This window comes from Persicobacter psychrovividus, from assembly GCF_036492425.1.
Lineage (GTDB): Bacteria > Bacteroidota > Bacteroidia > Cytophagales > Cyclobacteriaceae > Persicobacter > Persicobacter psychrovividus.
This window is the reverse complement of the sequence record NZ_AP025294.1, coordinates 168,023-181,923: the sequence shown is the minus strand read 5'-3', so window position 1 is coordinate 181,923 and position 13,901 is coordinate 168,023. Positions and strand designations below refer to the sequence as shown.

General features: G+C 43.2%; 5 protein-coding genes. 2 read left to right on the top strand and 3 right to left on the bottom strand.

From position 1 onward, the window contains the following. Nucleotides 1-37: 37 nt before the first annotated feature. Nucleotides 38-5,113, bottom strand: a complete 5,076-nt coding sequence (locus AABK40_RS17895; protein ID WP_338398844.1) for an Ig-like domain-containing protein — start codon at nucleotides 5,111-5,113, stop codon at nucleotides 38-40. A 522-nt stretch (nucleotides 5,114-5,635) separates the two neighbouring features. Here AABK40_RS17895 and AABK40_RS17890 point away from each other — a divergent pair. Then, complete coding sequence (locus tag AABK40_RS17890; protein ID WP_338398843.1) at nucleotides 5,636-8,671, top strand: fibronectin type III domain-containing protein; 3,036 nt, start codon at nucleotides 5,636-5,638, stop codon at nucleotides 8,669-8,671. A 512-nt stretch (nucleotides 8,672-9,183) separates the two neighbouring features. Here the strand turns inward: AABK40_RS17890 and AABK40_RS17885 are convergent. Both AABK40_RS17885 and AABK40_RS17880 read right to left on the bottom strand, forming a co-directional pair. Beyond that, the gene (locus tag AABK40_RS17885) at nucleotides 9,184-9,789 is read right to left on the bottom strand and encodes a hypothetical protein (RefSeq protein ID WP_338398842.1); all 606 of its coding nucleotides are present in this window, start codon (nucleotides 9,787-9,789) and stop codon (nucleotides 9,184-9,186) included. 206 nt (nucleotides 9,790-9,995) lie between these two features. After that, nucleotides 9,996-10,571 (bottom strand): hypothetical protein, encoded by a 576-nt coding sequence (locus AABK40_RS17880; RefSeq protein WP_338398841.1) that lies wholly within the window; start codon nucleotides 10,569-10,571, stop codon nucleotides 9,996-9,998. A 634-nt stretch (nucleotides 10,572-11,205) separates the two neighbouring features. Here AABK40_RS17880 and AABK40_RS17875 point away from each other — a divergent pair. Further along, a complete protein-coding gene (locus AABK40_RS17875) occupies nucleotides 11,206-13,899 on the top strand; it encodes a GH116 family glycosyl hydrolase (RefSeq protein ID WP_338398840.1) in 2,694 nt (897 codons plus the stop codon). Nucleotides 13,900-13,901: the final 2 nt, after the last annotated feature.

Sequence of the window (13,901 nt, the reverse complement as noted above, 5' to 3'; positions counted from 1 at the left end):
CATTAGAGAAATTAGTTATACTTATTTGCTATGATGTTTAATGCACAATAACCTGTTCACTGATTGCTTTGGTTTCCCCAATCAGATTGATGATGTAAACCCCTGCAGGTAGCTCAATGCTCGTTTTGGCTTTGATATTGGTTTGGGTCAGCACTACACGTCCCGTTAGGTCGGTAACCACCATTTTCTGATAGCTTTCGTCTTTAGGATCAATATGAACTGTTCCTCGGGCGGGGTTAGGATAAATTCCTGCTTCCGTTCCTTCAGCTTCCCAGATGACCCTCGCATTGTCAGGACCCGTTCCTGTTGGTGCATAGTTTACATTGTCTGTCAGAATGATCTTATCAATTGGCGTTCCATCCTCGCGCATATAAATGCTGAAGGTCTGAACGCCTGTTTGTGCCACATTGAAGGTCGTTCCAAGTCGGCTCCAAGTCCATTCCGTAAGCGCATCAGGCATGTTCCACTCATTGATTTTGGTTCCTTCAAAGGCAGGGGTAATCGAGTTGTCAGACCCGTTTGGTGATTTTTGTCTTACCCAGAAATAATGGGTTCCTGTTTTTACAAAATCAACATCGTAATGCATCACAGGGCCTTCAAGTGCTCCTGTGCTGATGCTATTGGCATTGTCAGGCACGATCATGAAGTTGCCTCCTGAAGCCTGAGCATCTGCCTGCGATTCCCACTGCATGGAAGCAAACTGACCGACACCAAACTCACTGCGATGGAAACCTTCCGCCTCGAATACTGCCAGTCCATCCGACTGTTGGGTATAAACATCCGATCCACCTGTGTCGCCTACAGAAATATTGACCGACACATAGGGAGAGCTGTTTCCATCATTACCCGTTGCCGATACTGTGATCTGATGATCTCCCGCAGGGAAATCATTCGCTGACCAACTGAATGGTGCTGTCTGATCATTACCAAGGAAATTCCAAACACCGTCCGTAACGCGGAAGAAAGATACGAGTTGAACGTCCCCTCCTGTCTGAGTCTGAATGGTGATGTTCTCGCCTTCAGCAAAATTACTGCCTTCCGAAGGGCTCGTGATGCTCACCGTTGGTGGTACCGAAGCCTCCTGATAGGTTATCCTTAGCTGTGGCGCACCATTGGTCGAGTTGTTGAAATCATAGGTCTTTGCCGACTTGGTAGATGCCGTATTGGCCTCGAGTTGGAATACAATATGCTGATCCGAAGTCCATCCTGCATCCACAGCAAGGTTGATCAACGATACCAAATCGGGTGAGGTATATTGCTGATCCTGTGCCCAGTCGCCAAGTGCCCAGCTGACGGTTTCGGTAGAAAGTGTTCGGTTGCTGATATCCTGAGCGCCGGTTGTAAAGATCGCAGGATCGGCGGACTGTTGTACACTGATCGCCACCTCATTACTGCCTGAATAGTTGCCTTTGGATTCAAGGATAAGTTCGGCTTTGGTAATGACAGATCCTTCAGGGATGCTGACTCTGAAACGAACAGCCGATACTTCTCCTGCTCTGAGGTCAAGGTCATTGCTGGTCAGGTTCATTACCCCTGCTTTCTCCTCTGCATCATCCGAAGAGCTGTCCACAACAAATGTGGTAGTGTTTTCTGCTGGCGGAGGCGTCGGAGTAGATCCCGATGGATCGTAGTCGGGATTAGAGGTCAATAAAACTTTATCCACTTTCGTTCCATCTTCTCTCATAAAGACACTGAAAGTTTGTTGCCCTGTTGTGGGTACTTGAATGGTCGAATCAGCTTTCACCCAAATCCAATCAGGGTTATCGCCAAGGCTCCAGTCCCCACGGTTTTCATCCTCAAAAGCCAAAACGACCGAATTATCAGCACCATGATCAGGCTTGACGCGAAGCCAAACATAATGCGTGCCTGTTTTAGTGAAATTGACAATAAAGTCCATGCGAGGTCCATTGAGGGTTCCTGCAGAATTGCTGTTACCATTGTCCTGCACCATCATGAACACCCCATCACTTGCTTGTGGATCTTCGTGTTCATACCAGAATTTTTTCTCAAATCCGCTTGATCCATCTGCGCGGTAGGAAAAGTCTTCGGCTTCGGCTTCCATCAGCCCGTCGGCATCATTGCTCTGTTGGTGGATCTTTCCATCTCCCAATGGAACATCCAAGGTTCGTACGGTAAAGACAGGACTTTTCGCCGAAACATTTCCTTCCTTATCCCTTGCCAATACCTGCATTTCGTAGTTGGTGCTTGGATCGAGTTTCTCGATAAAGAATTCCAGCTCGACGGTCTTTTTCAACAGCTTGCCATCTTTATATACTTCATAGTTTTTGACACCCGAAGCATCGGAAGAAGCATTCCATGACAGATTGAAATCAAAAGGACGAAGGTCTGAAGCGCTGAGATTAGTTGGTACAGACGGAGGCGTAGTATCGTCCCCAGGACCTGCTACGATTGTCAGTCTTTTTTCCCCTGCCGAGGATGGTTTCGACCACTGCCCTTCTTCATCAATCGCTACGGCAGTCAATAATACTTCGGTGCCGTTGGCCACTGGTGGATCCCATGTAAGTTTGAAGTTGTTTGCCTTGTCATTGCTTTCGCCGATAAAATGCCAGTCGTAGAAATAACGAACCGTACGTGTTTTCGATGAAGCATTCACCGACAGCTCCACCTCCGACATATTTACCTGATCATCATTGCTGAAATTGAGGGAAACTGTCGGCGCAGAGGCAATGCGGTAAGTACCTACGGCTGAGGCATCCATGGCTTTCTGGAAACCAGAAGCATAAATCATGTAATTATTCTGTTGGTGAACGGTGAACTCCCCACCCTGAATACTGAACATATTTCGGAAGGTCTGTTCCGCTCCAGGCCAGCTTCCAGGATTGTTGATCAGGTTCGGATACGTCCCTTTTCTTGACCAAAATTCTGAAGCAATTGACTGGGTAAACCAATAGCTTGTTGCAGAGAAATAACTTGTGTAACCGATGTTCGGACGGCTTGGGTAAACCATGCTGTTTTGGTCGTTGCCGATCCAGCCATTCGGGTTGAAAATCCACTGATCTGAGAATTCTCCCAAGCCAGAAATATACGTCTGATTCAATTGGTTACCACCCAATACATAGTTCATGGAGTTATTCACCACGTCAAGGTATTTTTTATCTCCCGTATGTAAATAAGCAAAAGGAACCATCGTCAGACGAGGTGTGTTCAGACCACCCAACTGCATGAACTGAGAATACTCAACCCCTGTACGGAAAGCATTGTCCTGATTATGTTTTACTTTATAAGTATCAGCTTTTCGAATTACCTCTGAACGAGAATTTGACTTCAAGCTTGCATCCAAATTTGGATGGCCGTCGGGAATCATCGAAACAATAATATGACAAACATCTATGATGTTTTGGTTGGACCATTCACCGCCTTCAGCCCAAGGTTCCCAGTCGAAATAGGTTTTCAGGTCCGTCTGGTATTTTGCCGTTCCTGTCAGGCGGTAAAGGGCTGCAGCTGCAAAACCTTTCACCCTGTATTCCTGATTACTGTTCTTACTCAAATCCGTGTCTTGAGGGTGTGCTTCTGCCCAAGCATAAGCATCAATCGCCTCCTGTCTCCAGCTGTTGTAGTCGGGATGGTTACCGCTATTGGTGAGCTTATGAAATTTATTCAAACAAGTAGCATAATAGGCAGCAAGTCCTGCATAATGATAAGTCTGCCATGCAGATTCTCCTGACAAATACCAGTCGCGGGTGTCCTGCCAAGCGGTGAAGTTGTTACCAGGTACACCATCGCGCCCCACATAGCCTGGTACACCACCTGTTCCACCGTACTGATTTTTCAAAATGTTTTTCGAGCGCTTGTAATAATCAATCAACCAAACGGCTTCATCCAACAAATCAGGCAAACCATTATTGCCTTCGTCGATCCAAGGCGAACTGTCTGACAAGCGGTATTTGTTGCCGATTTCCCCATCATAAAATTTATCAGGAGCTGCATCATAAAGCATCAAAAGCGCCATCGGTACTTTGGCATGGTGGATATATCCATCCCAGTCACCAGCATCATGGTAATAGCCATAAATTCCACTGACCTGAACGGCATTGGCATCATCAAATCCTTCATTGGAATGATTGTCGCCAGGCAGGTGGTTTTTGTCCCATAGCCAGGTGATGTCATCATAGTGGTGATCTCGAGGCATGATACTGCCATCGGTCATCTCTTTTGCCACTCCTTGGCGTGACCAGAAGAGCCCTTTCATCGCATAGTAAAACGGTGCCTTGGTAGCACTTCCTCCGATCTCGAAAGGATACGAACAGCCCAGGCCTTCCACTGCCAAGACATACTCACCCTGACTGCTGAAGCTGCTGAAATCACATTCATAAACGTCGGCATTGCTGTAATTGTAACTTGGAGCAAAATCAGAACTTCCTGATTCCACCACATCTTTTCGCATACGCAAAGCTACTGTCCCTGTATAGGCAACCGCACCTGTGTTGTAATTAACCACATAGAAATTACGACCTGCATATTGATCCAGGTTCAAGCCACCATTGGGGTGCGTTGAGGTGTTGAAATCTCCCATCCATTGCGACAGGTAGCCATATTTTGGAGATTCAGGAGCAAAACCGACCATGTTTACGTGCACGGTTTCGGAACGTACTTTTTTGGAATCGAACTCGAATTTGACGGTGGTATTTCCATCCACAATATTGTCCACTTCGATCTCATAAGTTTTACCTTCCTGCAATGCATGAGGTAGTTCAATATAAACCCAATGACCAAAAACGAAAGGGACACTCGACCATTCATCATTATAATGAACCGCCTTGGACTTTCGCCCAACATTGATCGGACTTTTGCCTGATGAGAAATTACTGTCATCGCTACTGCTGATCGAGTAATTGGATAAAGTCATCAGTTGCTTGATATCCGAAGGGTCATGGTAAGTCTTGTGACTTGATACGCCCTGGTAGGCACCATAGGTATCAATAAAGCCATCTTCGATATAGACCAATAGCATCCGATCACTTGCGGGTGAAATGCTGATCAACTCAGATGCTTTGACTAATGAGGGGGATAGTAATGCAAACATTAACAGACCAACGAATGGCCGTTGCATCGACTTTACGTGTTTATAAAGCCAGTAATAAAAATCAGTCATAGTAATTAACTTTGGTAATAGTAAAAAAATGCATTTTGGGCCCTGAATGCATACACAAGCTAATAGGCGAATGAGCGGATTATGAGGAGAATTCAACAGAAATTTTGCACGGATATTTTAACAGAAAAAAGAGGACAAATCCTCAATCCTGCTTTAAATGCCTAAAACTGACTATTTTCGAATATATGATTATTTGTTTCTTTGGTCGTCCACTAAAAAAATTCCAGAAACGGTCAGGATACAATTATTGATATTATATAACAAACTGATTTTTAGTACATCAACCTAACATGTGAATTTGTAAAAACGAAGTAAATAAGATGAATACTAAATATGAATTTTTCAAGTAATTTATCAATAATACTTGGTTTGTTACATTTCAAAACGAAAGTACTTACCTCGACCATTGAATTGTTTTCAAGCATCGATTAGCTGATGAATTTCCCCTTTGCAGGGTAAAAAGTCCGCAATATTCATTTACAGAAGGCAGATATTCGAATTGTACCATAATATTTTTTAAACATGAAGAATAATACTTTTTATCGAATATCGACGGTAGTCACCTTGTTGATTTTAGGATTAACACAAGTTAAAATGGCCAAGGCTCAGATAATCGTTGGGTCAGATACCAATATATCTGCTTTGGACTTCGCTGAAATGCTACCAGGAAAAATGAAAGGAAGTGGCGGATGGCCACCACCAATGAATGACCGCGAATGGGTAGTAAGGTCAGAAAATGGGGTAAGTTTCATTGAGATTCCTTCCCACGGAGAGATTGCCGATTTGGACAACAGCTTGTCTCCATATGTATCTTATGATCTTGTTTTTGAAGCACCAGGCACTTACTACTATCATATGCTCTTTAACTGCTCAGAGGGCAATGGCTCAGATGACAGTTGTTTTCCGGTTTGGGACTGGGATGGAGAAACCACTCCTACCTATAACTGGAATCTTGGACAAGGGAAAACGGAGTGGACGTGGAGAATGAGAACTGCTTCGATTACCACTACCGAAGCCAATGAAGCTCACCGATTGACTATCTTCGCACGTGAGGATGGATTACAAATCAGCATGTTCGCTTTCAGGGATAAAAACTGGGGCTTCAATGAGGACTTTATTCCCACCAAAGCACCAAAGAATTTAACAAGTACTAAAACGGAGAATGGTTTTGAGCTTTCGTGGGATTTGGCTGAGATCATCGATCAGATCGATGAACCTGAGGACATTACCTACCACGTGGTGGTCAATGGTGAGGAGGCGCATGCCGCAACGGAAATCACCTCATTTGAATTTACCGAGGTTGTTGAAGATCAAAATTATGAGGCCTATATTTTCACAACCGATTTACAGGATAACCAATCTGAAAACTCAGCAACTGTAATCGCATTGGATGGAGAGGCACCAACATCACCAGCTAATTTATTGGTGACCGCAACAACTGAAAGTGCCATAACAGTAACTTGGGAAGCATCCACAGATAATGTAGCCGTTACAGGTTATGGTGTAATGATTGGCGATGAAGCGGCGGTAGCGTTGGATGAAAATGCATTGACTTATACCTTTGAAAACCTTGAGGAGTACACGCAATACACCGTGAAAGTTTATGCCATGGATGCGGCTGGAAATACTTCTGCTGAAAGCGAGGTTGAAGGCATGACCTTGGATGTAACCGCTCCTGAATTTATGCCGAACCTTGCAAGCAGTGAAATCGGTGAAGAAACATTCAAAGTAAGCTGGGATGCTGCTACGGATGCAGGTTCAGGCCTTGCAGGATATGAAGTACAATTGGGCGAAGAAACACCAATGGAAGTGGCTGCTGATGTTACCGATTACACTTTCATTAACTTGAACCCTTACACTAACTATTCGGTTCGTATTTTGGCCAAAGATGAAGCAGGTAACAAAACGGACTTTTCTGATGCTTTGGAAGTGATGACCACTGATGTGACGGCTCCAACAGCTCCTGGAAATTTATCTGTAACGGAAACCACAGGCACTACAGTTACGGTAACCTGGGAAGCATCCACAGACAATGTAGCCGTTACAGCCTATGGTGTAGTGATTGGCGATGAAGCGGCGGTAGCGTTGGATGAAAATGCATTGACTTATACCTTTGAAAACCTTGAGGAGTACACGCAATACACCGTGAAAGTTTATGCCATGGATGCGGCTGGAAATACTTCTGCTGATAGCGAGGTTGAAGGCATGACCTTGGATGTAACCGCTCCTGAATTTATGCCGAACCTTGCAAGCAGTGAAATCGGTGAAGAAACATTCAAAGTAAGCTGGGATGCTGCTACGGATGCGGGTTCAGGCGTTGCAGGATATGAAGTACAATTGGGCGAAGAAACACCAATGGAAGTGGCTGCTGATGTTACCGATTACACTTTCACAGAACTCAATCCATACACTAACTATTCGGTTCGTATTTTGGCCAAAGATGCTGCGGGCAACAAAACGGACTTTTCTGATGCTTTGGAGGTGATGACCACCGACGAAACGAATCCTTCACCAGTAACTGATTTAGCTGTTGCTGATGTTAGCGGCGCGCAGTTTACAGTTTCATGGACGGCTGCGACTGATAATGATCAGGTGGCACATTATGAATACAAATTGATGCAGGCAGATGAAATCGTCCTTGAAGAAACCACTACTGAATTGCTTTTGGTATTGGATAACCTTCAGGGCATGACGACTTATGATTTCAGTGTTTGGGCAGTGGATCGTGCAGGAAATGTGTCGGAAGTTGCAACTACCCAAGCAACCACCTTGGATGATGAAGCTCCTACAGTGCCAACAGCGCTTGTAGCTTCAGAGATCACTGAAACTGGCTTCAAACTGGACTGGGACGCCGCTGATGATAATGTGGCAGTAACCGCTTATCGTGTAAAAATTGATGAAGAAGAACCAATTGAGGTAGCAACCAATACCGCCATGATTGATGGGCGTATGCCTTTGACTGAGTATTCGGTAAGCGTTGCCGCGGGTGATGCCTCAGGGAATTGGTCGGCTTACAGTGAGCAGGTTTCCGTAAGCACGATTGATATTACCCCTCCTTCGAGTCCGACAGCTTTAGTGGTCAGTGATGTTACTCCGTTCTCTGCTCAATTGGCTTGGGAAGCTTCGACAGACAATGTTGCTGTTGCTCACTACGAAGTGTATGTTAATGATGAAAAGGCAGGAGAAACGGCAACATTAACCTATGCTTTGGATGGCCTTAGTCAGGAAACATCATATAGCGTTTCGGTAAAAGCGGTAGATGATTCGGGTAATGTTTCTGAGCCGGTGGCGACTACTTTTGAAACCACTCGCCCATTATCCAATGAAGGAAGTGAAGACAAAATTAAAGTATTTCCTAACCCTGCTTTAGGCGAGATGAACATTCAATTGAATATTGCTGAACAGGTGAATTTTGTGATTCATAATATGGCGGGACAGAAAATTTCTGATGGAATCATTCGGAATGGTAACCTGAAACTCCGTTTGCCTGCCGGAATGTATGTACTTCATATAAATACAAAAGCGAAAAAGCACGCACGAGTAATTATCTTCCAATAATCGACCCGCATTCCATTTCAACCTTATAGGATAGATGGCTGGTGAAAGAAATTTTTCCCTTTCACCAGTTCACCTTCCACACCACCTTGCAGACACAATTTTTGCAAGGTGGTTTCGTATTTCAGTTTTCAGAGCGGTAGTATAACGGCAAGCAGATCTAATATGGAAACCCTTAATTATCGTCTTGTTCTCTATCAACGAAAGACCTTTTTCCCTGCATTCGCCCTAATGAATTGATGGGTAGATTTAACCTTGCATTGATCAGAACCCCACATTTCACCCGAAATAAATCATGGGGAATTTTGGGCTTAAATAAATAGCCTTACTCAAAAGAAGGTCATCGAGTGAAGGTAATCATCTCTGCAAATGGTGGCAATTGATCCACTCTTGAATGCCCGATAATAATACTTTTAATGGTAATTTGCCATGTTGTTTGATGTCGTTATGGCCTACAAGAATTTATTTCAAAAAGACCTATGAACGTTAGGCGACAATAAGTCGCTATTTTGGCCTTATTTTGTGATTCTAAAGGTAAGCCCTGCACAACAAGCCACCTCTTTAAGGTTTCTGAAATTCAATTGTGTATTGATTCCGAATTTGGGCGTAATAAACCAACGTGCTCCCAAATCCACATCACCATACCAAGACCCTCCATCGTATTTTGCGCTGAACACTTTCCAAAAACCTTTGGAGGCGTCCATACTAAATTGCATTAAATAACCTGCACCACCCCCTGCATATAAGTCAATGCTTTTGGGTAAATTTAAAAATTTTGAAAAGTGAATATTCAAACCAATATTGGTCGCCAGCTCGTGGTGGCGTACCCATTTGCTGTCAGATACTTTGCCGACCTTTTGTCCATTGAGTAATTTGAGAATTTGGGTGCCAAGCTCAACATCTTTATTAAGGAGGTCGTGCGTTTTATAGGTGTTATATTCTGTTTCGAGCGTTATGGATAGCCAATCATTCAAAAAATAGTCGTCTCCAAGATAAACAGGCATCAGGCTTTTATTGACCGCAATTCCTAAATTAAAATTATGATTTTTAATGAGTTGCGCATTCGCTACACCTCCTAAACAGCTTACGAATAAGCAAATGGTGATTAATGTTTTTTTCATGGTGTGATAAGTATAAATTATTGAATATTTAATTTGTGGGTGGCTTTTCAATATCTATACCATGAAAAAATGATGTATATAAACTTATGCGGAAATGATAAAAATTCAAATAAAAACACTATTAAGAATAAATGAGTTTCCTTTTGGCGCAGAAAAAGCACCACCCAAAGGGTAGTGCTTAAAATTATAAATGTTAAATAGCGATTTTATAAAGGACTGTGTTTTACATGCCACTTCAGCGTTCCTTTATAAGCTGTCGGATAGGTCAAGTTTGATTTTCTGCTTTCACTATAAACCATCTCACCATTCGACTTATAAATATTGTATTCTACCACCGTAGCGTATTTTATCCTTGTTTCAGAACTTTGAGTTTTTGTCTTAATATCATCCCCAGAGATAATGCCCTTGGATGTTGAAGTATTGGAGGTATTATTGGTCTGTGCGCCTTCCTGATCCATCATTATATTGGCATATACCACATAATCAACCCCTAAAATTTCTGCCAATCGCTCAGGTTCCACCTCAGCTACAGTCCTGTAATCTATATCATTTTCTTTCAGCTTTTTTTTGATCTCCATTGTGGAGCTGTACTGAAAGACTGTGGATTTCTTCTTGTATAAAGCCACAATCTCTTTTTGAACTTGTTCGGCTTTCATTTTAGGCGCTAACTGCCCATCAATGTAGAATACAGAAGGCAACACGGCCACCTTTTGCGCTTTGGTTGTCAGCACAATGCAAAATAGGATCAAAACTAATCCAACAAAAAAAACGGTCTTTTTCATACTTATCTCCTCTTTAATGATTTGTTCAACGGCTATAAATTCATTTTACAACACATTGACAAGACCTTAAGAAGCAAAAGGTGCATCCAATTGTTTTCCACAATTAATTACCAGACAAATCATCCGATTAACTACTGAGCATAAATGGTATCAGACGGATTCCCAAACTCATGCAGATGCCCTAACAAATCAATGCCCTATCGAAAATGCCTCTTTTAGAAAAACTCGCTATGTAATGGTAATATATCTCAAAGGCCCTACCAATTCCCTTTTTGCTGTTGTCTCTGTTGGCTTTCGGCAACACCTGTTCCTGTTCCACCGAATTATGGCACATTGCACTGGCGACGATTGACAACCTACTACCAAAATACTTCGGCATGCCATTCACCACTTCCTCAGATCGTCGATAGTCGACCAAGGCCTGCCTATTTATCGGGTAATAGGTGTACAACTCACGGAGAATCCCCCTGTAATAAGAGGATAAATGATCAATAAAGAGGACAAATTATCCGGCAGGGATGGTCGCGTGATAAAACTCCACTTCTTACAGTCATTATTGAACAAATAGCCTAAATGAGTGATCTAAATTTGAATCATCGATTTTTTAAGTACTCGATCCAAAAAATTGTCAAGTATGAAAAGTATGCATTTTTTTAACAAATATATCGCCATAGGCTTGTGTGCGCTGATAGGTTACTCGCAAGATTCCGTAGCTCAAAAATCGCCTATTGTGGAAAAACATTCCGTACAGAACCAGGTAAAAAGTGGCCTAACCCTTGGGGGAATCGGTGCTGGTGGTGTGGAAATCCGAAAAGATGGTCAGTTTTACAATTGGTCCATCCTTAATAATTATCCAAATGGATCGGCTCCTATCCTGCAGTTTCCCAGTCGGCCAAATTCCGGGGAAGAAAATGCCTATATGTTCTTCATGGTCAGGTATCAAATTGAGGGGCAACAGCCAAAAATCAAAGTCCTGCAGCTCAACAACGATATTGCTTATGGAGGTTTGTTAAATGAAGCACCTATCTATTACTTTCCATGGATGAGTTCAGTGGATAACATTACTTACAGTGCCCGTTTTCCTTTTGCAGACCTAACTTTTTCGGATGAGGACATGCCTTTTGAAGTCATTCTTGAAAGCTTCTCCCCATTTATTCCCCACGATGTCAAGAATTCATCCTTACCAGCGATTGATTTTAATTTTAAGATCACCTCAAAAATCGATCAGCCGGTAGATGTCAGTATTATTGCAACGCAAAGGAATCTGGTGGCCTATGATGAAGTACACAAATATTTCACCGCCTCTATTGTAGAAAAGGAAGGTGTCAAGTATTTCAAACAAAGTGTGGGTAATGTTTCTAAGCAACATGACACCTACGGGCAAATGGGGCTAGGGGCTATTGGCGGAGAAGAGGTAAGTTATTATCTGGGCTGGGCACATCGCCACCCGTTCATGGAGCGCTTGCTGACACACAAAGATTTAGGGAATATCGATGACAGCAAAAACCGAAATAAAACCAATACCGATGGCGAGAAAATCGCATGGACCGGAGGGCTCGATAATAACCAAATGTTTAAAAGCAGTATTGCGATATCCCAACGATTGGAGGGTACTCAACAGATGAAAGCTCACTTTTTTATGAACTGGTATTTCCCAAATGCGATGGGCTGGGTATCAGGGAAAAAAGAAAAAAATCGGGATGGTTTGATCACCGACCCCAAGGGATATCAGCTTCCTATCAGAAAAACATCGCGTGTGGGGCACTACTATGAGAACTATTTTGCCAATTATGATGAGGTGGCTGACTATTTTGTGAATAATGTGGAACATCTGAAAGCACGTTCCAAAGCCTTTGTTGATAACATGTACAGGTCCGATGTAGAGCAGTACCTGCTCGATCAGGTGAACTCACAACTCAATACCTTTATCACTTCATCTCAGCTTGATAAACAAGGACGTTTCGCCATTCGTGAAGGATTGACCAGTAATCAGGCGTGGGGGCCTTTTGCCACAAGCGATGTATCCTTATATGGATCAGCTTCCATTATCGCCCTTTTCCCTGAGTTGCAAAAGAACATGATGCGCTGCCATGCCCATGCGCAAACCACCGAAGGGGAGATTAACCATGGTTTAGGGGCCGATTTAGGGTTGAATCAGAATGGTACTTTCGGAGTATATGAGCGAGTAGACCTTGCGCCTAATTTTATTCAGTTGGTGCTTCGCGATTATTTGTTTACCAATGATAAAGCCTATATCGAGGAGATGTGGCCGGCGGTCAAAAAAGCGATTGATTATGTCTTGAATGAAAAAGACCTTGATGGTGATCAGATGCCCGACATGGAAGGTATTATGTGTAGTTATGATAACTTCCCAATGTACGGGTTGGCCTCCTACATTACTACACAATGGATTACCGCAATGGAAATGGCCTCGGTAGTGGCTCAGGACATGGGAGAAAAGAAGAATGCCAAGAAATACAAAAAGATTGCAGACAAAGGAGTTCAGTTAATGGACAAGCACCTGTGGAATGGAAAATATTATCGATTGGCAAATGATTACCAGGGTAAACATGGTAAAGATGAAGGCTGTCTGACTGATCAACTTTTTGGGCAATGGGTGGCGCATGAGGCCGGTATGGGACGCCTGTTTGAGAAAGAAAAGATACATGCTGCCTTGGAAAGTGTTTTAGCTTATTCGTATATCGACAATACCTACCTGAGAAATTGCACTTGGCCTGAGCACAAAGATTTCTTTCCAATGGCTGAAACAGACCTGTGGGTGGATCAGGCAAATACCCCTTGGACGGGTGTTGAGCTCGCATTTGCCTCTTTCCTGATTCGTGAAGGAATGGTGGCAGAAGGCAAACAGATTGTAAAGTCTATTGATGATCGATATCGAAAAGCAGGATTATATTGGGATCATCAGGAATTCGGAGGTCACTATTATCGTCCCATGTCAGCATGGTCAGTGTTAAACGCGCTGGCAGGATATAACCTGGTGAAGGATCAGTATTCCTTTGCTCCTAAAAATGAGTCAAATAGCTTTCAACTTTTCTTCAGTGCAAATCATGGAACAGGTACATTTCTCCGAGATCATCAAACCGTAAATATCGTCGCAAATACCGGACATTTGCGGGTAGCTGCACTTTGCCTTCCACAAGAATATTGGGACAAAAAATCCAATCTGATCAGCATAAATGATGGAGCGGTGAAGGTGAAACAATGGGAACAGAAAGACGGCATGAAAACGGCGATCTTCGAACAAGCCGTCGTGCTGAATAAAGGAGAAAGCCTCATGATAAACCCTGTGGCCATGACGCTAAAATAAAA